Consider the following 20,546-nt stretch of genomic DNA (forward strand, 5'->3'; position numbering starts at 1 on the left):
GGCGGGGCCGGCGCAACAGTCAGGCTTGGCACAGCTCTCGTAGGATGGGTTAGCCGCTCACGAGCGCAGTCCTTCAACGCGCGAAGGTGCAAGGCGTAACCCACCATGTTCGTATCCGCCGAAGCAGAAGTGGTGGGTTACGCCGCACGGACAGCGCTTCGCGCAGCCGCGCGTCTAACCCACCCTACGAATTACGAACGCGACGCCGCATTGAACACCGCCAATTGCGCCTCGAACGCCCGCCTGAATGCCGGCCGCGCCTCGCCGCGGGCGACATAGGCGGCGATGTCAGGGTACTCATCGAGCAGCCCTGACGTGTTCAGCCGCCGCAGCACCGTCACCATCATGAGGTCGCCGGCGCTGAACGCGCCGTCGAGCCAGTCGGCCTTGCCGAGGCGACGCGACAATTCGCCGAGCCGGATGCGCACGTGCTCCTGCAAGCCCGGCAGGCGCTCGGCGTACCAGCTCCTGTCGCGTTCGAACATCATGGCCATGGAGAGCTCGACGATCGGCGGCTCCACCGTGCTCAGCGCAGCGAACATCCATGCGACCGCGCGGGCGCGCGCGTTGGCATCCTTCGGCAGCAGGCCGTCATGGTGTTCGGCGATGTGGAGCACGATCGCACCGGACTCGAACAGCGTGAGATCGCCGTCCTCATAGGTCGGGATCTGTCCGAACGGATGCAGCGCGCGATGCGCCGGCTGTTTCATCGCGGCGAAGGAGAGGAGGCGAACGTCGTAGGGTTGGCCGACCTCTTCGAGTGCCCAGCGGACGCGCATGTCGCGCGCATGGCCCTTGCCGCGGTCGGGCGAGGCTTCGAAGGCGGTGATGGTGGGCATGGGGGGCTCCGACTCTTGTGATGTGTCCGGAGGACGATTGGGCCAGGTGGATTCCGACAACGGTCCGGCCTTGTAGCGCGAGCTGCCTGCTTCGCGAGCGGTCTCGTAGGGTGGGCAAAGGCGCGCTCTTCGCGCGCCGTGCCCACGTCCTGCCGGACCCACGGAAAGATCGTGGGCACGGCGCAAGAGCGCCTTTGCCCACCCTACGCAGCTACGCAGTGATCCATGCCGCCAACTCGCGCCACGGCTCCAGCGTCCAATGCCCGGATGCTGCACCCGACGGCGAGGGCAGCACGAATGTCTCCGGCCAGCTTCCATCCGGCGCCTGTCGCCCCAGCGCAATCGCAGCCGACGGCCTGCCGTAAAACAAGCTCGCCGCCTTCTTACTCGTGAACGCAATCGTCCGCGGCCGATACTTCTCCATCTTCGCCCTGAAGCCCGGCACGTCGATCGTCTCCGCCGCGATCTGGTGATCCATCCCGGCGCCGGTCTTGCAGAGATCGGTGAAGCCGATCCCGAGCGCGATCAGCGAAGCGAACTCGCTCGGCTGATAACGCCGCGGCGTGATCCCGGCCTCATGGATCGCGCGCCAGAAGCGGTTGCCGGGATGGGCGTAATAGTGTCCGAGCTCGGCCGAGCGGTTCGAGGCGGCGGTGCCGACGAAGACGAGGCGGAGTTTGGGATGGAGGAGGTCGGGGAGGCGGTGGGAGGAGGCTTTGGGCAAATCGACCAACTTTAGTGCGGTAGCTCGTATGAGCGTCGATGACATGCGGCTCAGGTGTCAATCCCGGATGTCGCTACGCTCATTCAGGCTACGCTTACTGGCGATCACGATGAGTTAGGGGTTGCTTAGGTGGTTAGCGAAGCGTACCCCACCAATCGTCCAGCGCTCTACGTGCTGTCACGACCAGTGCCGGGAGCGATCGCGGTTTAACGTTCATGCAGCCAGGGTCGCTCTGTTGTTCTTTTTCCTTGAGGACGCCAGCCGCAACAAGCGCGGCACGGTCATCCGGACAAAACTCGGATGATTTTCGATCCAACTCCTCGAGGCTAAGTGGAGTTGCGAGAATGCAGGCACCCGTGCCGCGGTGGCCTGTGCGGTACGCGATTGATTTGAGAATCAACTTGTAAGCGCGAGCCGCCGTGATCTCGTGATCCCACGGCGATTGCAGCCACCAATTGCCCGCGACGATCCGTGCGGTGGAGACGACGCCGACGTGGTAGGACGTCGTTTCGTCGCCAAAGCTCACGGAAAACGCATAGCGCCAATTCCAGGCGTCGACCTTCAGATCGAATGGAACAAGAAGATACTTGAACGAAGGTGCATTTCCTTCGTTCGCTGTTCGCTGGATGAATCGGTCTGCCACCTTGGTGGCCTCGAGTTGCGTGGGCGTTGCGAGCAATTCGGATCCGAGCGGAAGGTCTAGAGCTTGCACAGAGACGGGGGCGGTGAGCACGCGCCGAAGCGCGCAGACCAGCGGTTGAACGAAGTCCGTGCGTTTCAAGTCTGACTGGATGTAGAGAACGATTTCCGCAGGTGCGATCGACCGGGCAACCTCGCGAGGCTGCTCCTCGGCCAGCGCGCCCGACGTCCCAGCGAGCAGGAAGGAAAATATCAGATGGTGCAATCTGTACTTCAAAGGTGCGATACCGCTCGCCCTACATGCCTTGTATTCTACCCTATAGCGACATCAAATGAACAAGCAATCAAAAGGTGCGGAGGCCTCACAGGTTGGTTAGTGAATTGCAACCACCATGCAAAAGAAGGAAGCGAATGACGATTTCGCGCTCGCTCATCGAGCTATTGCTGATTGCCGCAAACAAGAAAGGCCGGGCGCTTCAGCGCCCGGCCTGTCGTTTAGCGGGTGCGCGCTATAGGCTCACAACACCCGATTACTCTCCTTCACCTTCTCCGCATCCAGGTACAAGCTCTCGCCCATCTCCTTGAACTTCGCGCTCATCTTGGCCATGCCGTCCTCGGCGGTGCCGCTGAGCGACATGCCCACGCTGTTCGGGTCATTCAGCGTCGCGGCATAATCCCGCACGTCCTGCGTGATCTTCATCGAGCAGAACTTTGGGCCGCACATCGAGCAGAAATGGGCGACCTTGTGGGCTTCCTTCGGCAGGGTCTCGTCGTGGAAGCTCTTCGCCGTATCGGGATCGAGGCCGAGGTTGAACTGGTCGGTCCAGCGGAATTCGAACCGCGCGCGGGAGAGGGCGTCGTCGCGCAGCTGCGCGGCGGGGTGGCCCTTGGCGAGGTCGGCGGCGTGGGCGGCGATCTTGTAGGTGATGACGCCGGTCTTGACGTCGTTGCGGTCGGGCAGGCCGAGATGCTCCTTCGGCGTGACGTAGCAGAGCATGGCGCAGCCGAACCAGCCGATCATGGCGGCGCCGATGCCTGAGGTGATGTGGTCATAGCCCGGCGCGATGTCGGTGGTCAGCGGTCCGAGCGTATAGAACGGCGCCTCGCCGCACTCCTTGAGCTGCTTGTCCATGTTGATCTTGATCTTGTGCATCGGCACGTGGCCGGGGCCCTCGATCATGACCTGGCAGCCCTTGTCCCACGCAATCTTGGTGAGCTCGCCGAGTGTCTCCAGCTCCGCGAACTGGGCGCGGTCGTTGGCGTCGGCGATCGAGCCGGGACGCAGGCCGTCGCCGAGCGAGAACGAGACGTCATACTTGCGCATGAGATCGCAGATCTCGTCGAAATGCGTGTAGAGGAAGCTCTCCTTGTGATGCGCCAGGCACCACTTCGCCATGATCGAGCCGCCGCGGGAAACGATGCCGGTGACGCGGCTGGCGGTGAGGTGGATGTATTGCAGGCGCACGCCGGCGTGGATGGTGAAATAGTCGACGCCCTGCTCGCACTGCTCGATCAGGGTGTCCTTGTAGAGCTCCCAGGTCAGCTTGACGGGATCGCCGTTGCACTTCTCCAGCGCCTGGTAGATCGGCACGGTGCCGATCGGCACCGGCGAATTGCGCAAAATCCACTCGCGCGTGGTGTGGATGTTGCGGCCGGTCGAGAGGTCCATCACGGTGTCGGCGCCCCAGCGGATCGCCCACACCATCTTCTCGACCTCCTCCTCGACCGAGGAGGTCACCGCCGAGTTGCCGATATTGGCGTTGATCTTGGTCAGGAAGTTGCGGCCGATGATCATCGGCTCGAGCTCGGAGTGGTTGATGTTGGAGGGGATGATGGCGCGGCCGCGCGCGATCTCGTCGCGCACGAACTCCGGGGTGATGAAGGCGGGCACCGCGGCGCCAAAACTCTCGCCGTCGGCGAGCGCAGCTTGCGCGCGCTCCAGCTCCTGCTTGCGGCCGAGGTTCTCGCGCGCGGCGACGTAGATCATCTCCTTGGTGATGATGCCGGCGCGGGCGAACTCGAGCTGCGTGATCTTGTGGCCGTCGAGGCCGCGCAGCGGCTTGTGATAGGCCGAGAAGGCGCGTGCGGCGTTGTCGGTGGAGACGCTGCCATTGTCCTCCGGCTTGATCTGCCGGCCCTCATATTCCTCGACGCCGCCGCGCTCCAGCACCCATTGCTTGCGGTTGCGGGCAAGGCCGGCGTTGACGTCGATGGTCACGGACGGATCGGTGTAGGGACCGGAGGTGTCGTAGACTGGCAGGTTCGGCTCGCCGGCGCCTTCGGACAGGATGATCTCGCGCAGGGGCACGCGCAGGTCCGGCGCGGCGTCGGGCGTCGCGAAGATTTTCCGGGAGGAGGGCAGGGGACCGGTGGTGACGGCGGGGACGGTTTTGTCGGGATTGGAGCGGATGTTCATGGGGATCCTCCGGTTAATTCTGGTGTGCGTGCGTTGGAGCGACGGCGGTGAATTCTTGCTCCGTCATTGCGAGCGAAGCGAAGCAATCCAGAAATGTGTCCGCGCAAGCAGTCTGGATTGCTTCGTCGCAAGGGCTCCTCGCAATGACGGGGAGAGAGTGTGCGCATCATGCTGCATCCTCTGACTCGCCGAGCCATTGCCGCACGCGGGCTTCGGGGTCGGGGTTCTGGGTGACGTCGGACACCACCGCAATCGAATCCGCGCCTGCGGCGAAAATCTCCGCGGCGTGCTCGAACTTGATGCCGCCGATGGCGACCAGCGGGATGGGGCCGATGCGCTTTTTCCATTCGGTGATCTTGGGAATGCCCTGCGGCTCGAAGCGCATCGATTTCAGCGTGGTGAAGAAGATCGGGCCGAGTGCGACGTAGTCCGGCCTGGCTTTCAGCGCGGTTTCAAGCTCGTCATCGTCATGGGTGGAGATGCCGAGGGAGAGGCCGGCCTCGCGGATCGCCTCGAGGTCGGCCTCGGCGAGGTCCTCCTGGCCGAGATGCAGATATTTCGCACCCGCAACGATCGCGGCGCGCCAATAATCGTTCACGACCAGCTTGGCCTCCGTGTCCTTGGTGATGGCGAGCGCGTCGGTGACGATCTGCAACGCATCGGCGTCGTTCAGCTCTTTGGCGCGCAGCTGTATGGTGCCGACGCCGAGCTTGGTCAGGCGTTCGACCCATTGGAGGCTGTCGACGACGGGATAGAAACGATCAGGATACGGCATGCCAGAACGGGGTCCCAACGACAGGGGTGGAGGGCGAGGCGAAGTCGCGGGCGTTCATCAGCCCGGCCTCGTAAGCGGTGCGGCCGGCCTCGCAGCCGAGGCGAAAGGCGTTGGCCATCGCGATCGGGTCCGCGGCCTTGGCAATCGCAGTGTTGAGCAGCACGGCGTCATAGCCGAGCTCGAACGCCTGCGCGGCGTGGGAGGGCGCGCCCAGGCCCGCGTCGACCACCAGCGTGATGTCGGGCAGCCGCTCGCGCAACAGTTTCAGCGCATCGCGGTTGGTGATGCCCTTCGCGCTGCCGATCGGCGCGGCCCACGGCATCACCACCTTGCAGCCGGCGTCGACCAGGCGATTGGCGACCGAGAGATCTTCCGTGCAATAGGGGAACACCTCAAAGCCGTCCTTGATCAGGATGCTTGCTGCTTCGACCAGACCGACGACGTCGGGCTGCAGCGTGTCGTTGTCGGCGATGACCTCGAGCTTGATCCAGGACGTCCCGAACAATTCGCGGGCGAGCTTGGCCGTCGTCACCGCCTCGCGCACGGTGCGGCATCCCGCGGTGTTCGGCAGCACTGTCACGTCGAGCTCGCGGATCAGCTTCCAGAAGGCATCGCCGGTCTTGCCGCCGGCGGATTCGCGGCGCAGCGACACCGTGACGATGTTCGAGCCGGAGGCGCGGATCGCGTCCTGCATGATCGCGGGCGAAGGATAGAGCGCGCTGCCGATCAGCAGGCGGGAGGCGAAGGTTTTGCCGTAGAAGGTCACCATGTGGGTGTTTCCTCAATTGCCGCTCTCTCCGCCGTCATTGCGAGCGAAGCGAAGCAATCCAGAATTTTTCCGCGCAGGCAGTCTGGATTGGTTCGTCGCAAGCGCTCCTCGCAATGACGGGATGAACCGGCCTGGACGGGCGACAAATAGAAGGCGCGTGCCATCAACTCACCCTCCCTGCCGCGGCGTGATGATCTCGATCTCGTCGCCGGCCTTCAGGCGCGTCTCGGCCCAGCGGCTTTTCGGCACGACGTCGTAATTGAGCGCGATGGCGAAATGGCTGCCCTCGTAGTCGAGTTCGGCGAGCAGGGCGTCGACGCTGGCCGCGCTGACCTCGCGCTGCTCGCCGTTGACGATCACGCGCATTGCATCACCTCGTTGTCGATCTGGCCGCGCTCGACAAAGGCGAGCGTCAGCTCGGCGAGCGCAGGCGCGATCAGGAAGCCGTGGCGGTAGAGGCCGTTGACGCTGATCCTGCGATCGCGAATGCCGATGCGCGGCAAATTGTCGGGAAAGGCGGGCCGCAGCCCCGAGCCGAATTCGAGGATGCGCGCTTCGCCGAACGCCGGATGCACGGTGTAGGCCGCGCCCAAAAGCTCCAGCGCGGAGCGCACGCTGACGCCGGTGTCCTCCGCCTCGATCGAGGTCGCGCCGAGCATGAACAGGCCGTTCTCGCGCGGGATCACGTAGAGCGGCCAGCGCGGATGGATCAGGCGCACCGGGCGCGCCAGCTGCACCTCGTCCGTCTCGATCAGGATCATCTCGCCCTTGACGCCGCGAAGCTCCGGCTCCTCGTCGCGGGCAGCGATGCCGCGGCAGTCGATCACGATGCCGTCTAGTTCGCTCGCGCTGACGTCGCTGCCGAACTTGATGGTGCCGCCGGCAGCCTTGATGCGCTCGTGCAGCTTCGGCAGCACGCGGCGCGGCTCGACATGGCCCTCGGCGGGGAAGAACAGCGCGTCGCGGAAGCGGCCCTCCAGCGACGGCTCGAGCGCAGCAAGGCCGGCGGCATCGAGCCGGCGGTGATGCTCGGTCATGCGCGCGAAGCGCTCGAAATCGTTGCGCTCGCGCGGATGGGCGACCACCAGCGAGCCGTTGAACGGCGTGTCCGGCAGCTCGCGCCGCCAGAGATCGAGCGAGCGCAGGCCGAGGCGGCTGATGATGGGCTCGGCGATTTCGGCCTCGCAATAGGGTGCGAGCATGCCGCCGGCCCAATGGCTGGTGGCATCCGTCATCGCCTCGTCACCGCGCTCGTGCAAGGTGACGGCGTGGCCGGCCTGGGCGAACAGCAGCGCCTGCCAGGCGCCCGCGATGCCTGCGCCGATAATGGATACCGGTGAATCCGGTCGCTTGGTGGTCTGCAACATCCCTGTCCCTTCGCCGGCATGACCCGGATCAGGTTCAAAGGGTCACCGCGGTCCTGGCAAGCCGGTAAGGAACGGCATTGCCCGTTTAGCGGTATCTCAGCTCCTCCTCGGAGCACCCCTCGGAACGGAGGTAATGTATGCCAGCGGGGCGGGGTGGTCAACGCGTGTTGGCGCGGAACCTACGTGCCCCGGACGCGATGCAGCGCGCCGCCTTCGGCGTGGTGCATCGCAGAGCCGGGGCCCATTGCTGTGGAGATGCTGGGTCCCGGCTCTGCGACGCAACGCTCGCGCGTTGCGTCTTGTCCGGGACACGGAGGCTACTTCAGAGCCTGCGCCCGCGCGTTTCGGACGCCTTGCGCCAATTTCCTGTGCGCCGGCGCGGCGAACATCGGCTGCGGATTGCCGTTCGGTTCGAGCCACGTCTCGCCGGCATTGACGACCTGCACGGCCTCCTGCCGCTGGCGCTTTGCAACGTAGTAATAGCCACCCGCGAAATAACGCACAGCTCGCGCGTGATCGCCATTGGCGGCGCGATAGGCGCCGGCGAGGTACTTCACGGCGTAGGTGAGATTGGTGTTGGGATCGCGCAGGCCCGCGGCATCGCCGGTATAGCCGACCCCGCGCGCGGTCGCGAGCTTGATCTGCATCAGCCCGATGGTGCCGCCGCGGCCGACGAGATGCGGCTGATAGCGGCTTTCGCGCATGATGACGCGATGCACCAGCGCCTCCGGCACGCCGTTGGCGCGGGCATGGGCGGCCACCATCTCGGCGTATTCGGCTTCTCCGGCGAAAGCTGCCTGCGGCAAGCTCAATCCGGCCGCGAGCAGCGCGAGAACGCGTAAGATTTTCATCGAAATATTCCTCGGCAATGGTCCCGCGCCCCAGCGCGTTAGGCCGCGGGAACACGGCGATGATGTGGCGAAATGCCACCAGCGGCGATTTTCGCCGGCTCGTCGCTTTTACGACTCAAACCTGGGTTAAGCTCGGAGCCGGTGGAGCGCCTTACGCGACAGCGGGTCTGTCCATTTCGCGCATTCGCCCAACAATCGCACCTCAAAACCAGCACCCGGGAGGACGTCCATGACCCCTGCAGACATCGACGACATTCCCAAGCAGAACCCCTGCGCCCAGTGCGGCACGCCGATCGCGCAGCCGGACTGGATCGAGCCGGGCGATGGCCGCGTCTCCTATCTCTGGACCTGCCACGCCTGCAACTACCGCTTCGAGGCGGTGGCGATCTTCCCGCACGAGGCCATCGAGCACCCGCCGCTCGCGGCTTGATCACGCGGCGAGGCGCGGCGCCTGCGCGACCGGCAATTGCATCCGCACGATCAGGCCATGCGGGGCGCGGTCGTGCAGCGACAGCTCGCCGCCATGGGCGAGTGCGATCGCGCGCGCGATCGACAGGCCGAGCCCGAAGCCAGTGGACTCGTCCATTGTGCGCGCCTCGTCGCCGCGCACGAACGGCTCCAGCATCTCCTGCTTGCGCGCATCCGAAATGCCGGGGCCGTCGTCCTCGACGTCGATGACGAGCCTGGTGTCGGAGAGGTCGAGGCGGATCGTCACCTCGGCGCCGAACCGCACCGCATTCTCGACCAGATTGGTGACGCCGCGATGCAGATCGTCGGGACGCGCGGCGGCGGTCGCGGACGCCGGCCCGACATAGTGCACGACATGGCCCATGTCGCCGAACTGGTCGGCGACGAGCTGCAGCGTGCTGGCGATGTCGACCAGCGTCACCGCCTCGACCTTGCGGTCGTCGCGCAAGAGCGACAGCACCGATTCCAGCATCGCGCGCATCTGGTCGATATCCATCAGCATGCGCTTGCGGTTGGCCTCGTCCTCGACGAACTCGGCACGCAGGCGCAGCCGCGTGATCGGCGTGCGCAAATCGTGGCTGATCGCGGCCAGCATCCGCGTGCGATCCGACATCAGCCGCACGATCCGCTCGTGCATGCGGTTGAGCGCGCGCGCCACCGCGCGGATCTCCTCCGGGCCGCGCTCGGAGAGCGGCGCGGCGGCGCCGTCGAGACTGAAGTTCTCCGCCGCCTCGGCGAAGGACGACAGCGGCCTCGTCAGCGCGCGCGCCGCCCACAGGCCGAGCACGGTGACGCAGATGAAGGCGCTCATCAGCGCCGTAAACCAGGGCGCGCCCCAGAACCACGGCCGCCGGCCACCATCGACATGGCCGGCGATCACGGTGCCGTCGGGCAATTGCACGCCGACGCGAGGCGCGACGCCATCTGGCGCCAGCAGCCCGGTCTTGTAGGCACGGCCGAGTTGACGACGCATTCCACGCAGATTCAGTCTGTCGCTCTCATCGAGGTTTGCCGTGCCGGGCGCGAGCATCTCGATGCCGAGCCCGGGGAAGCCGCGCGCGAGATCGGCAAGCAGGCGCGGACGCTCGCTCGCCTCCGCCGCACCGAGCAGCAGCGCGGCATCGGCCAGTTGATGCGCCCCGTCCGGCGACGCAGCGGGGCGGTCCGGCCGGATGATCAGGAAGGCGGTGGTGACGACGAGATGGAGCGCCACGGTCGAGGCCAGCACCAGCGCGGCGATCTGCCCGCCGATGCCCTTGAGGTGAAAGAACGAGAACGGTTTCATCGTCGTCCCCGTCAGTTGCTCAGGGGCACTGCGCTCGTTTCGGCGCCTGCTGCATCGGTCTTCGCGACCTCGGTTTGCGGCGTGAACAGATAGCCGCCGGAGCGCACCGTCTTGATCAGGGTGGGATCGGCCGGATTGGGCTCGATCTTGCGGCGGATGCGGCTGACCAGCACGTCGATGGAGCGCTCGAACGAGCCGGTGTTGCGCCCCTGCGTGAGGTCGAGCAGGCTGTCGCGCGACAACACGCGGCCGGGCCGCTCGCAGAACGTGCGCAGCAGGTCGAACTCGGCGCTGGTCACCGCGACGCGCGCGCCTCCGGGATTGCGCAGCTCGCGCAGGCGCAGATCGATGCGCCAGCCTTCGAAGGCGAGCGTGGAGGCGCCCGCGATCGCGCTCGCCGCCTGCGCGGCGGCCTGGCGGCGCAGCACCGCGTTGATGCGGGCGAGCAGCTCGCGCGGGTTGAACGGCTTCGGCAGATAATCGTCCGCACCCATTTCGAGGCCGACGATGCGATCGACGTCCTCGCCGCGCGCGGTCAGCATGATGATCGGCGTCTGCTTTTCGGCGCGCACCTTGCGGCACAATGTGAGGCCGTCCTCGCCGGGCAGCATGACGTCGAGGATGATGAGATCGACGCGGTGGTCGGCCATCGCGCGCGACATCTCGCGGCCGTCGCCGACGGCAGTGACGTTACAGGCGTTGTTGCGCAAGTATTTCGCAATCAGCGTCCGGGTTTCGCGGTCGTCCTCGACGACCAGGATGTTGGGATTGGGAATGGCCATGCGCCTTGTTTGTCCAAAATTCGGGCCAAATGGCGAAGATTTTTGTTTCTGATTGTTTCTGTCCGGCGTCCCGCAACATGCGTCAATCGCCGCGCCGCCGAGCGGCAAGCTCTCGTTAAGGCCGTTAACCATACCGTGGCGTGGTCCGCGGCGAAAACCCGCAAAACCAAGGGAGCCAATCATGACGTCGATCTCGGCGGCCTCCGCTGGCAGCTATCAATCCCTGCTGCAGCGGCTTCAGCAGGAATTGCAATCGCAAGTCTCGGCCGGCACGGTCTCGTCGTCGGACCAGTCCGCCCTGTCGACGGCGCTGACCGACATCGACACGGCGCTCCAGCAGAGCCGATCGAGCGGCCAGTCGGGCGGTGCGCCTCCCTCCAAGGACGAGATGCAGTCGAAGATCGAGGATCTCATCTCGAGCGAAGTGTCGAACGGGACGCTGACCTCCGAACAGGCCGAGGAGCTGAAAGGCGTGTTTCAGTCCGCCTTCGCCGGCGGCGCGGGTGGACCGGGCGGCGCAGGCGGTCCACCGCCGGACGACGGCTCCTCGGAATCGACGACGACGGATTCAACGAGCAGCAGCTCGACGGACCAGACCACCGCCGAGATCCTCCAGCAATTCCTGGAGGCGCTGCAGCAGTCGCAATCGTCTGCGTCGTCCTACGGTGCCGACGGCAGCTCATCCGCCAAGTCCGGCCTCTCCGCGCTTCTGATCGACTACAAGAGCTGACCTGACGCGGGTCAGCGCGGCCCCGCCGCGGTCGTGCATCACCCAGGGCGCATGATCGTCGGCGGGGAACCGTGCATCGCAAAAAAAGTTCCTGAGTGACGCAGGAACAGTTCGCGCATGACGCGACGAAATTGCGGCGCGCACGGAACTGCGCCTGCTCAACGCTGTTTTCTCCGCACGAGTTTTCTTTGAAGGAGAGGACAGCATGATGAAGTCGATCGCCGCCGGCCTCGCCGGCACAGCACTGCTTGCGACCGTCGCATTCGCGCAAGCGCCGACCGCAACCACCGACAAGGCGGCCCCTGCGGCCACCGCAACGACCACGACGGCTTCCGGCCAGTGGCGCACCTCGAAGATGGACGGCCTGAAGGTCTACAACGAGGCCAACGAGAACATCGGCACGATCAACGACCTCTTGATGGACAAGAACGGTGACATCAAGATCGCCGTGATCGGCGTCGGCGGCTTCCTCGGCATGGGCGAGCATCTCGTTGCCGTGCCCTATGAGAAGCTGAAGTTCGTCAACGAGCCCGTCGCCTATACCGGCACCGGCGCCAAGCCCGCCGGGACGACGACCGGCGCTGCGACCGGCACCGACAGGCCCGCGGCGCCCGCCTCGACGTCGTCCGCGTCGAAATGGTACCCGGACCACGCCGTGTTCAATGCAAGCAAGGACGAGCTGAAGAACATGCCGGAGTTCAAGTACGCGGAGTAATTCGGCTCGCGTAACCGCCTGAACGAAGCGCGCCTGGGTTTCACCGGGCGCGCTGTCGTGTCTTGTCTTCCGCGTCATTGCGAGGACGCAAGCGGGGGAGAGGGAGAAGTTTCAGCCCCCGCCCTTGAGCCGCTCGTTGCGCCGGCGCAGGGCTTCCAGGGTGGCGAGCAGGATGACCGAGATCGTCGTCAAGATCACCGCCGCTGCCGTGATGGTCGGGCTGATGTTCTCGCGGATGCCGCTGAACATCTCGCGCGGCAGGGTGCGCTGCTCGGGGCCTGCCATGAACAGCACGATCACCACCTCGTCGAAGCTGGTCGCGAAGGCGAACAGCGCGCCTGACGCCAAGCCTGGCAGGATCAGCGGCAGGATCACGCGACGAAACGCTTCGAGCGGCGAGGCGCCGAGCGAGGCGGCGGCGCGCGCCAGGTTGGTGTCGAAGCTCTGCAGCGTCGCACCGACCGTGATCACCACGAAGGGTGTTGCGAGCGCAGTGTGGGCCATGATCAGGCCGAGATAGCTGCCGGTCAGCCCAATCGGTGCGAAGGAGAAGTACAGGCCGACCGCGGTGATGACCCCCGGCACGACCACTGGCGATAGCACGAAGGCCAGCACGAGCGGCTTGAACCGGCTCTTCCACTGCGCCAGCCCCAGCGCGGCCAGCGTGCCGAGGACCATCGATAGCAGCGTCGAGGCGACGCCGATGATCATGCTGTTCTTGAGCGAGTTCATCCAGCGCGGCGAAGTGATGAAGTCGTCGTACCAGCGCAAGGAAAGGCCCGGCAGCGGATAGGTGAGGTACGAGCCGGAACTGAACGACAGCGGCATGATCGCAAGGATCGGCGCCATCAGGAAGATGAAGACCAGCGTGGAGACAACAATAGTCGCGGTCCACGCGATGCGCTGGCTGGGGGTGCGCAAGGAGGAATTGTCGCTCAATTCTTCATCCCTCCCGTGACCTGCTGGCCCTGCACCAGCTTGCCGTAGACGAGAGCGAGCAGGACGGTGGCCAGCAGCAGCACCGCGCCCAGCGCCGAGGCCAGGCCCCAATTGGCCGTCTCGGTCGTGTAGAGCGCGATGAAGTAGCTGATCATCTGGTCGGCGGCGCCGCCGACCAGGGCCGGCGTGATGTAGTATCCGAGCGCCAGGATGAAGACGAGCAGGCTTCCCGCGCCGATCCCGGGCAGCGTCTGCGGCAGGTAGATCCGCAGGAAAGCGGTGAGGGGCGGCGCACCGAGCGAAGCGGCCGCACGCATGTACGCAGGCGAGATCGCCTTCATGCTGCTGTACAGCGGCAGGATCATGAACGGCAGCAGAACGTGGGTCATGGCGACGCAGACGCCGAAGCGGTTGTAGATCAGGCGGAGCGGCGCATCGATGATGCCGAGCCAGTGCAGGCTGTCGTTGACGACGCCCTTGCTCTGCAACAGCACGATCCAGGCGCAGGTGCGAACCAGGAGCGACGTCCAGAACGGCAGCAGCACGAAGATCATCAACAGGTTCGACCGGCCCGGCGGCAGCGTCGCCAGGAGGTAAGCGACCGGGAAGCCGAGGATCAGGCAGAGCGCTGTGACACCGAGGCTGATGAGGAAGGTGCGGACGAAAATGTCGCGGTAGATGGCCTGATCCGGTGCTGCGGCGACGATCGCGCCGTCCGCGTTGCGCGTCAGGTCGAGCGCGGCGAGCAGGTAGAAGCCGGTGATCGGGCCGCTCGCGTCCTTGATCGTGGTCCAGGTGGCGCGTTCGCGCCAGGCGGGGTTGATCTTGCCCAGCGTCTCCCTGGCCGTACCGGGCTCAGGCACCGCCTTCAGATTGCGTCCCGTGCTGGTCAGGATCGTGCGGAAGCCGTTGAGGGCGTAGTTGAGCCGTTTGGCCGCAATCGCAATGGTCCCGGCGGCGCGCGCCGCCAGGATGTCGCTTGCCAGCGCCGCGTAGGCCTTTTCGTCCGGCAGGTCCTTGCCGTCCCAGCTGGCGAGCGCAGCGACCGTTTGCGGCAGGACCTGACGCACCTCCCAGTCCTCGACCGAGCGCCACAGCATGCCGGCGATGGGACCTGCGAAGGTGAAGAGCAGAAACAGCAGAAGCGGCAGGACCAGCGCCAATGCCTTGGCCTGGCGTGTCCGCTCAGCGCGCCTCAATCGGCGTTTGAGCGGCACCTCGGTCGCGGCGTCAGCGCCGGTCGGGAGCGCGTTCGTCATCGATCGCTATTTCGCGGCCCATTTGTTGAAGCGCTCGGTCAGGCGGTCGATGTTCTCGAGCCAGAAGGCCACGTTGATCTCGACCGCGTTCTTGATGTTGTCGGGCGCCGTGGGCAGATCCTTCAGGACGGCGGGCGCGAGCTTGCCGGCGGCGTCCTTGTTCGAGGTGCCATAGGCAATGTTTTCCGACAGCTTGGACTGGTTCTCCGCCTTGCCGACGAAATCCAGGTACTTGTAGGCCGCATCCTTGTTCGGGCTGCCCTTCAGGATGACCCAGCTGTCGATGGTGAACAGCGCGCCGTCCCACACCATGCCGAAGTTCTTCTTGTCGTTCTTGTTCGCGGTGTCGATGCGGCCATTGTAGACCGAGGTCATCGCCACCTCGCCGGAGGCGAGCAATTGCGGCGGCTGCGCGCCGGCCTTCCACCAGATGAGGTCGCCCTTGATGCTGTCGAGCTTCTTGAAGGCACGCTCGATGCCTTCGTCGGTCGCCAGCACCTTGTAGACGTCCTTCGGTGCGACGCCGTCGGCCATGAGGGCGATCTCCAGCGTGGTCTTCGGACCCTGACGCAGGGCGCGCTTGCCCGGAATCTTCTTGGTGTCGAAGAAGTCGGCCCAGCCGTTCGGGGCCTCCTTCAGCTTGTCCTTGTCGTAGCCGAGGACGAAATCGTAGATAATGGCGCCGACGCCGCAAGGATTGACCGCCGGCGGGATATAGGCGGACTCGCCGCCGATCCTGGAATAGTCGAGCTTCTCGAACAGGCCTTCCTCGCAGCCGACCGCGAGCTCGTCGCTCTCGACCTGGACGACGTCCCAGGTGGCGGCGCCGCCCTGCACCTTGGCGCGCAGCACGCCGACCCCGCCGTCCCAGGATTCGTCGTTCATCGCAACGCCGGATGCTTTCTTGAACGGCTCGAAATAGACCTTCTTCTGAGCCTCCTGATACGCGCCGCCCCAGGAGACCACGGTGAGATCACGCGCCTCCGCGACATTGGCCAGCGCAGCACTGGCGCCCAGCGCCGCGGCGAAACCCAAAGCAATCTTGCGCTTCAGCATGGTCTTCGTTCCTTCTTCATGTGAGTTGCGTTGACATCGATTGTTTCAGTTTCGCCGCCGTTCGATCAGACCGGATCGAGGGCGAGGCAGTCCTCCGGGCGGAAGGTGATGAACACGCTTTCGCCAGGTCCCAGGCTGTGATGCGCTCCCGGCTGAAGCTTGACCATGAATTCGGCGTTGCCGGCGACATCGAGCACGGCCAGGGCGTGATCGCCGAGATAGATGGTGTTCTGCACCTTTGCCGGCAGCCGGTTCGGTGCCTCGCCCGAACTGCCATTCGGGATGATTGCGACCCGCTCCGGCCGCACCGACAGGGAGGTCGATGCGCCCGCGCCTGACACGTTGACCGCGCGTGCGGCGACAGTGCCGCCGCCGGCCAGCGTGACGCGGCAATAATTCCTTTCGACACTTTCCACGGTGCCGGCGAGCACATTGTTCTCGCCGATGAAGTGGGCGACGAAGCTGTTCACGGGATGCTCGTACAGCGCGTCGGGTCGGTCGATCTGCTGCACGATACCGTCGTTGAAGACGGCGATGCGGTCCGACATGGTGAGCGCTTCGCTCTGGTCGTGGGTGACGTAGACGATGGTGATGCCCATCGTCTCGTGCAGCTGCTTGATCTCCAGCTGCATCTGCTCCCGCAGGCGCTTGTCGAGGGCGCCCAGCGGCTCGTCCATCAGCACGAGCTGCGGATTGAACACCAGCGCGCGGGCCAAGGCCACGCGCTGCTGCTGACCGCCGGACAATTGTCCGGGCCGCCGGTGCGCCAAGGCTTCCATCTTGATCATGCGCAGCGCCGCGCTGACGCGCTCTTGCGTTTCCGCCTTGCTCGACTTGCGAACCGACAGCGGGAAAGCGATGTTTTCCGCGATCGTCAGGTGCGGAAACAGCGCGTAGTTCTGGAACACCATGCCAATGTCGCGCCGGTGCGGCGGGACGTTCTTGATCGGCCGCTCCGAGAGGTAGATCTCGCCATGGGTCGGCACCTCGAAGCCGGCCAGCATCATCAGCGTGGTCGTCTTGCCCGATCCCGACGGGCCGAGCAGGGTGATGAATTCGCCCTTCCTGATGTCGAGATCGAGGTTCTTCACCACGAGATGCTCGCCATCATAAGTCTTCTGAATGCCGGAAAAACGCACCAGCGCCGGCGCAGGCGTGACCATGCCGGCTTCCATGTTGTCCTCGCGTTGTCCCCTACAATGCCGTGCGAGACTAGCATCCTGCAGCGAGAATGCCAGCGGCGCAAGCGACGAGGAATTGTGCGGGTCCGGTGATCAGGGACGCACTACATCCCCGACAGCTTCGTCACGAATACGTTCAGCGAGCCGCCGGCTTCGGCGACCACGCGCAGGGTCTTGGAATCGAAGGCGATGTCGGCGAGTGTCAGGCTGTCGATCCTGGCCTCGACCTTGAGGCCGTCCTCGCTCTTCTGGTAGTCGGCGATCGCGGCCGCGATCTTCTCGCGGGCGTTCGCGGCGATCGGCTTCAGATCGAGGGTCGCCTTCTGCAGCAGCGCCTGCTGCATCTGCGGCACCGCCGCGCGGGCAGCGGCGCCCAGCAGGCCGAACGCGGCCTCGGACTCCACCGCGAGTTGGATGTCGGTGAGCCGCAGAGTCTGCTGCGCCTGGTCGAGCACCGGCCGGCCCCAGATGTGCACATTCGCCTCGGCGCCGAGGCCGAACCAGCTCTTCTTCTCCTTGGCGCGTACCAGAAGTGAGATCAGCAGGCGGTCACCCGACGGGATGACGTTGGCGCTCTTGACGGTGACGTCGACCGGGCCGGAGCCGTCCTCGGGATAGGTGCGGCCAACCATCTGCGCAGCGATGAGCTTGTTGATCTCGGTGAAGGGCACGTCGATCGGCACGCCGATGTTCACGCCGGTGCCGGTCGGCGGCACGATCGAGATCTTGTCGGGGAACGGGCAGTCGGGCTTGGTCGGCGTCGAGGTCACGCGGGTCTCGGCCTCTAAGCCGAGCAGCAAGGTCACGGCCTGCGCATCGACGCGCGGCTGCGCCGCGATCGCGCGCACCGGCTTCATCTCGAGCCAGAGCGGCGGCAGCGCCGCCGAGGCGCTGGATCCTTGCAGCGGGATCGAGCGGCAGGCCTTGACCCATTGCGCCTTCGCATTCTCGCGCAGGCTGGGATCGTTGCGGATGCGCTCGGCGACGGCGTTGATCTGCTCGCCGACGGTCTTGTCGATCAGCGGCTTGACCTGGGCGGGCACGTTGACCTTGGCGCCGGCGACGTTGAGATTGGTGTCGCCGAGATTGACCTGGGCGCCGAGATTGGGCTCCAGATGCCAGGCCGCGGCGAGCTTCGGCCGCGAGGTGACGACGACGTTGCCCTTGATCTCCGCGCTGGCGTTCAGGTTCTTGATGTTGACCGCGCCGATCCGCTTCGCGGCGTCACCGCCGAGCACGCTGCCGAGCGCATCGCCAAGCGCGCCGGTGGCCTTCGACGACAGCGAGCCGGTCACGTTGAGCTTGCCGGTGAGCGGCGTCGAGATCGTCAGCACGTCCTTGTCGCCGTTTGCCGCCATCGGGCCGCGGACGGCGGACCAGCCGATATCGGCATTCTCCAGGATCTGCGAGATCGGGTTATCGGCCTTCCCGGCGAAATTGCGCGGCGCGGCCTTCTCGGCCTGCTCGCGGATCGCCGACAGCGCGATGGCGACCGGCGCGATCACGATCGAGCTCTTCGAAGCCGGCGGCAGCGGCGGCAGCTGCGCGACCGGCGGCGCCGAATTGGTCGCGCGCGGCGACAGCCAGTCCATCACCTTCAGGCTGATGAAGAACGACGTCGCGAGCACCGCGACGCCGATCAGGATAGTCTTCAGATTCCACGTCAGACGCATCAATCCCCCAAGCCGCCCGGGCGGGGATTCTACAGGGCGGGCGAGCACGGCGCTAGAGCGCACCGGTGGGGTGGAATTGGGGCGAATGGGTTAACGAGTGTGAACGCGCCCTCGCGCCATGCCGAGGACTAGCTTTGACGCGGACGCCGGACCGCTCTCACCTTGCCGCGATTGCCGCCGCCGCAGAAGAAGCGCTCGCCGCCGTCCGACTCCAGGCCTGACACGATCGTGCCGGCGGGCATGTCGATCTGCTCGATCACTTTTCCGGTTTCGGGGTCGATCCGACGCAAATCGCTCTGTTCGTTCTCCCAGGTGCCGTGCCAGAGCTCGCCGTCGACCCAGGTCACCCCGGTCACGAAGCGCTTGCTCTCGATGGTGCGGAGGATCTTCCCCGTTTCGGGATCGATCTGATGGATCTTGCGCTCGCGATATTGTCCGACCCAGAGCGAGCCCTCGGCCCAGGCGAGGCCGGAATCGCCGCCGCCGCCGGGCGCCGGAATGGTGCCGAGCACCTTGCCCGAGGCCGCGTCGATCTTCTGGATGCGGTCCTCGGCGATCTGGAACAGGTGCCGTCCGTCGAACGCCGTTCCCGCATGTGCAGCGACGTCGATGGAGCGCGCGATCCCGCCGCCGGCTGGATCGAGCGCGTTCAACTTGTCGCCGGAGGCGAACCAGACATGCGTGCCGTCAAAGGTGACGCCATGCACGGCCTCGACGCCTGGAAAGGGCCCATACTCCGTGACGATCTCGGCGGCTGAATGTTTCATGTGCGCGATCCCTCATGCTTTAACGCGCATCCTACGTCTTCAGGAGCGGCGTGGGGAGTAACAAGCCTGTCGGGAAACCCGGGACGGGCGGCGTCATCCAGCGGCGCGCCCGTCCGTGTCCGAACGACTGCACCTTGCCCGACCGCGCCAGCTCCTCGAGCGCGCGCTGCACGGTGCGCGGGCTGATGCGCAGCGCAAGTGCGAGCGCCGAGCTCGACCATGGCTCGCCGTCGGCGAGAAAGGCGAGGACAGCGGCGTGCTTTTCCTCATTGGGCCGCGCCAGCACGAGGACGTCGCGCGTCTTCCGCGGCGCCAGCACGAAGCCCTGCTTCGTCGCGCTGATGTCGGCCAGCGGCGCGAGCGTCCTGCGCAACCGTCCGATCTCGACGCGCAAGCGCGCGCGGTGCGACTCGTCGGCGTGCCTGGCTTGAAAGGCGCCCGATATCAGCGTCTCGCGCGAAACATCCGCAGGCCATGCCTGGGCCAGGAGACGCGCCAGCGCGAACAGCACGGGGCGCGTTCCCAGCGACACCGTGACGCCTTGCCTGCGCACGACGTGATGGAAGGTATCCACGACGAGTGCCGTCGAGGTCGCGAGGCGTTCGACCTCTCCCAGCAGCAACGGATGTTCGCTGCCGCGCGCGATCAGTCGCGCTGCCGGCGTGTCGAGGATCAGCTTCGCGCTGTCGACCTCGGCCAGGAGCGCCGGGATGTTGGCAAGGCGCGCCGCGTGAGCGGCGCGGCTGAGCGCCGTGCGTGCGTCCTTCGTCCTGAGCCGCCTGATGGCGATGCCGGCGAGCACGAGCTCGCGGACGACCTGGGACGCGGGCGGGAGCATCGCGGGTCGGAGTTCAGTGAGCGCGCGCTCGGCCTCGTCGGGGCGCCCGACCAGAAGCAGGCGGCGCGCCTCGATATGGCCTGCATGGGCGGCATTGACGAGATCGCCGTGCTGTTCGAGCGTCGCGCGTGCCGCCGCGAGCGTCTTCACCGGCCAGTTCAGATCGCGCGAGACCAGCGCGATCTCGGCTTCGGCGACGATACACCTTGCGCGTGCCACCGCCTCGCGCGGACCGAAGGCACGCGCGGCGGTGCGCAGCAGCGACTTGGCCTTGGCGAGATCGCCGAGCTGCGCCATCGCGATGCCGCGCAGCGCCAGCGACGGCGCATCGTTGCGCAGCGCGACGCGGTTCAAGGCGCCGAGTGGATCGCCGGCCTCGAGCGCGCGTGCGGCGGCAGTAATCAGCGACTCCATGTCAATCCCGCCACACTTGTTACTCCCACCGCGGGGCCGCGAGCTGGCAGACATCGTTG

The 20,546-nt window shown here is 65.8% G+C and carries 21 protein-coding genes and 1 riboswitch; of the genes, 3 read left to right on the forward strand and 18 right to left on the reverse strand.

Features of this window, described 5'->3' with window-relative positions:
* Positions 1-191: 191 nt before the first annotated feature.
* The 9 genes from BDOA9_RS13550 to BDOA9_RS13590 form a co-directional block, all read right to left on the reverse strand.
* Positions 192-839: a glutathione S-transferase family protein gene (locus BDOA9_RS13550; RefSeq protein WP_025034480.1), complete on the reverse strand. Its 648-nt coding sequence runs from the start codon at positions 837-839 to the stop codon at positions 192-194.
* A 211-nt stretch (positions 840-1,050) separates the two neighbouring features.
* On the reverse strand, positions 1,051-1,608 hold the full coding sequence (locus BDOA9_RS13555; protein WP_152033269.1) for a mismatch-specific DNA-glycosylase: 558 nt from the start codon (positions 1,606-1,608) through the stop codon (positions 1,051-1,053).
* An 88-nt stretch (positions 1,609-1,696) separates the two neighbouring features.
* The gene (locus BDOA9_RS13560; RefSeq protein ID WP_063174955.1) at positions 1,697-2,467 is read right to left on the reverse strand and encodes a hypothetical protein; all 771 of its coding nucleotides are present in this window, start codon (positions 2,465-2,467) and stop codon (positions 1,697-1,699) included.
* 252 nt (positions 2,468-2,719) lie between these two features.
* A complete protein-coding gene (thiC, locus tag BDOA9_RS13565; RefSeq protein WP_025034483.1) occupies positions 2,720-4,618 on the reverse strand; it encodes a phosphomethylpyrimidine synthase ThiC in 1,899 nt (632 codons plus the stop codon).
* 166 nt (positions 4,619-4,784) lie between these two features.
* The gene (locus BDOA9_RS13570) at positions 4,785-5,393 is read right to left on the reverse strand and encodes a thiamine phosphate synthase (protein ID WP_025034484.1); all 609 of its coding nucleotides are present in this window, start codon (positions 5,391-5,393) and stop codon (positions 4,785-4,787) included.
* A complete protein-coding gene (locus BDOA9_RS13575) occupies positions 5,380-6,162 on the reverse strand; it encodes a thiazole synthase (RefSeq protein ID WP_025034485.1) in 783 nt (260 codons plus the stop codon). The genes BDOA9_RS13570 and BDOA9_RS13575 overlap by 14 nt, the downstream gene beginning before the upstream one ends.
* 168 nt (positions 6,163-6,330) lie before the next feature.
* Positions 6,331-6,528 (reverse strand): sulfur carrier protein ThiS, encoded by a 198-nt coding sequence (thiS, locus tag BDOA9_RS13580; RefSeq protein WP_025034486.1) that lies wholly within the window; start codon positions 6,526-6,528, stop codon positions 6,331-6,333.
* Positions 6,519-7,529 (reverse strand): FAD-dependent oxidoreductase, encoded by a 1,011-nt coding sequence (locus tag BDOA9_RS13585; RefSeq protein ID WP_025034487.1) that lies wholly within the window; start codon positions 7,527-7,529, stop codon positions 6,519-6,521. Before BDOA9_RS13585 ends, thiS begins: the two co-directional genes overlap by 10 nt.
* Positions 7,517-7,659: riboswitch (TPP riboswitch) on the reverse strand. It overlaps the preceding gene by 13 nt.
* 187 nt (positions 7,660-7,846) lie before the next feature.
* Entirely contained in the window at positions 7,847-8,380 is a 534-nt protein-coding gene (locus BDOA9_RS13590; RefSeq protein ID WP_025034488.1) for a lytic transglycosylase domain-containing protein, read from the reverse strand.
* A gap of 229 nt (positions 8,381-8,609) precedes the next feature.
* Here BDOA9_RS13590 and BDOA9_RS13595 point away from each other — a divergent pair, with 229 nt between their 5' ends.
* A complete protein-coding gene (locus BDOA9_RS13595) occupies positions 8,610-8,810 on the forward strand; it encodes a hypothetical protein (RefSeq protein WP_025034489.1) in 201 nt (66 codons plus the stop codon).
* Here BDOA9_RS13595 and BDOA9_RS13600 read toward each other — a convergent pair whose 3' ends face one another.
* Complete coding sequence (locus tag BDOA9_RS13600) at positions 8,811-10,133, reverse strand: ATP-binding protein (protein WP_025034490.1); 1,323 nt, start codon at positions 10,131-10,133, stop codon at positions 8,811-8,813.
* Between the two features lie 11 nt (positions 10,134-10,144).
* Entirely contained in the window at positions 10,145-10,915 is a 771-nt protein-coding gene (locus BDOA9_RS13605; protein ID WP_025034491.1) for a response regulator, read from the reverse strand.
* A 181-nt stretch (positions 10,916-11,096) separates the two neighbouring features.
* On the opposite strand from BDOA9_RS13605, the gene BDOA9_RS13610 reads away from it, so the two are divergent.
* Positions 11,097-11,645: a hypothetical protein gene (locus tag BDOA9_RS13610; RefSeq protein ID WP_025034492.1), complete on the forward strand. Its 549-nt coding sequence runs from the start codon at positions 11,097-11,099 to the stop codon at positions 11,643-11,645.
* 205 nt (positions 11,646-11,850) lie between these two features.
* Positions 11,851-12,360 (forward strand): PRC-barrel domain-containing protein, encoded by a 510-nt coding sequence (locus BDOA9_RS13615; RefSeq protein WP_025034493.1) that lies wholly within the window; start codon positions 11,851-11,853, stop codon positions 12,358-12,360.
* 111 nt (positions 12,361-12,471) lie between these two features.
* Here BDOA9_RS13615 and BDOA9_RS13620 read toward each other — a convergent pair whose 3' ends face one another.
* The 7 genes from BDOA9_RS13620 to BDOA9_RS13650 all read right to left on the reverse strand — a co-directional run bounded on the left by BDOA9_RS13620 (position 12,472) and on the right by BDOA9_RS13650 (position 20,487).
* The gene (locus BDOA9_RS13620) at positions 12,472-13,299 is read right to left on the reverse strand and encodes an ABC transporter permease (protein ID WP_025034494.1); all 828 of its coding nucleotides are present in this window, start codon (positions 13,297-13,299) and stop codon (positions 12,472-12,474) included.
* Complete coding sequence (locus BDOA9_RS13625) at positions 13,296-14,558, reverse strand: ABC transporter permease (protein WP_025034495.1); 1,263 nt, start codon at positions 14,556-14,558, stop codon at positions 13,296-13,298. Before BDOA9_RS13625 ends, BDOA9_RS13620 begins: the two co-directional genes overlap by 4 nt.
* A gap of 6 nt (positions 14,559-14,564) precedes the next feature.
* Entirely contained in the window at positions 14,565-15,614 is a 1,050-nt protein-coding gene (locus tag BDOA9_RS13630; RefSeq protein WP_025034496.1) for an ABC transporter substrate-binding protein, read from the reverse strand.
* Between the two features lie 65 nt (positions 15,615-15,679).
* Positions 15,680-16,789, reverse strand: coding sequence for an ABC transporter ATP-binding protein (locus BDOA9_RS13635; RefSeq protein ID WP_025034497.1), 1,110 nt, complete (start codon positions 16,787-16,789; stop codon positions 15,680-15,682).
* Positions 16,790-16,899: 110 nt separating this feature from the next.
* Entirely contained in the window at positions 16,900-18,468 is a 1,569-nt protein-coding gene (locus BDOA9_RS13640) for a DUF4403 family protein (RefSeq protein WP_025034498.1), read from the reverse strand.
* A 128-nt stretch (positions 18,469-18,596) separates the two neighbouring features.
* The gene (locus BDOA9_RS13645; RefSeq protein WP_025034499.1) at positions 18,597-19,235 is read right to left on the reverse strand and encodes a Vgb family protein; all 639 of its coding nucleotides are present in this window, start codon (positions 19,233-19,235) and stop codon (positions 18,597-18,599) included.
* A 31-nt stretch (positions 19,236-19,266) separates the two neighbouring features.
* Complete coding sequence (locus tag BDOA9_RS13650) at positions 19,267-20,487, reverse strand: hypothetical protein (protein WP_025034500.1); 1,221 nt, start codon at positions 20,485-20,487, stop codon at positions 19,267-19,269.
* Positions 20,488-20,546 lie beyond the last annotated feature (59 nt).

The sequence above is a fragment of the Bradyrhizobium sp. DOA9 genome (assembly GCF_000617845.2).
Lineage (GTDB): Bacteria > Pseudomonadota > Alphaproteobacteria > Rhizobiales > Xanthobacteraceae > Bradyrhizobium.

Bases quoted from the DNA above. Each gene is read 5' to 3' on its own strand.
- thiS (WP_025034486.1), bottom strand. From the start codon at position 6,528: ATGCGCGTGATCGTCAACGGCGAGCAGCGCGAGGTCAGCGCGGCCAGC.
- BDOA9_RS13585 (WP_025034487.1), bottom strand. From the start codon at position 7,529: ATGTTGCAGACCACCAAGCGACCGGATTCACCGGTATCCATTATCGGC.
- BDOA9_RS13555 (WP_152033269.1), bottom strand. From the start codon at position 1,608: ATGTCATCGACGCTCATACGAGCTACCGCACTAAAGTTGGTCGATTTG.
- BDOA9_RS13630 (WP_025034496.1), bottom strand. From the start codon at position 15,614: ATGCTGAAGCGCAAGATTGCTTTGGGTTTCGCCGCGGCGCTGGGCGCC.
- BDOA9_RS13605 (WP_025034491.1), bottom strand. From the start codon at position 10,915: ATGGCCATTCCCAATCCCAACATCCTGGTCGTCGAGGACGACCGCGAA.
- BDOA9_RS13550 (WP_025034480.1), bottom strand. From the start codon at position 839: ATGCCCACCATCACCGCCTTCGAAGCCTCGCCCGACCGCGGCAAGGGC.
- BDOA9_RS13640 (WP_025034498.1), bottom strand. From the start codon at position 18,468: ATGCGTCTGACGTGGAATCTGAAGACTATCCTGATCGGCGTCGCGGTG.
- BDOA9_RS13645 (WP_025034499.1), bottom strand. From the start codon at position 19,235: ATGAAACATTCAGCCGCCGAGATCGTCACGGAGTATGGGCCCTTTCCA.
- BDOA9_RS13575 (WP_025034485.1), bottom strand. From the start codon at position 6,162: ATGGTGACCTTCTACGGCAAAACCTTCGCCTCCCGCCTGCTGATCGGC.
- BDOA9_RS13570 (WP_025034484.1), bottom strand. From the start codon at position 5,393: ATGCCGTATCCTGATCGTTTCTATCCCGTCGTCGACAGCCTCCAATGG.
- BDOA9_RS13650 (WP_025034500.1), bottom strand. From the start codon at position 20,487: ATGGAGTCGCTGATTACTGCCGCCGCACGCGCGCTCGAGGCCGGCGAT.
- BDOA9_RS13595 (WP_025034489.1), top strand. From the start codon at position 8,610: ATGACCCCTGCAGACATCGACGACATTCCCAAGCAGAACCCCTGCGCC.
- BDOA9_RS13590 (WP_025034488.1), bottom strand. From the start codon at position 8,380: ATGAAAATCTTACGCGTTCTCGCGCTGCTCGCGGCCGGATTGAGCTTG.
- BDOA9_RS13610 (WP_025034492.1), top strand. From the start codon at position 11,097: ATGACGTCGATCTCGGCGGCCTCCGCTGGCAGCTATCAATCCCTGCTG.
- BDOA9_RS13600 (WP_025034490.1), bottom strand. From the start codon at position 10,133: ATGAAACCGTTCTCGTTCTTTCACCTCAAGGGCATCGGCGGGCAGATC.
- thiC (WP_025034483.1), bottom strand. From the start codon at position 4,618: ATGAACATCCGCTCCAATCCCGACAAAACCGTCCCCGCCGTCACCACC.
- BDOA9_RS13615 (WP_025034493.1), top strand. From the start codon at position 11,851: ATGATGAAGTCGATCGCCGCCGGCCTCGCCGGCACAGCACTGCTTGCG.
- BDOA9_RS13625 (WP_025034495.1), bottom strand. From the start codon at position 14,558: ATGACGAACGCGCTCCCGACCGGCGCTGACGCCGCGACCGAGGTGCCG.
- BDOA9_RS13635 (WP_025034497.1), bottom strand. From the start codon at position 16,789: ATGGAAGCCGGCATGGTCACGCCTGCGCCGGCGCTGGTGCGTTTTTCC.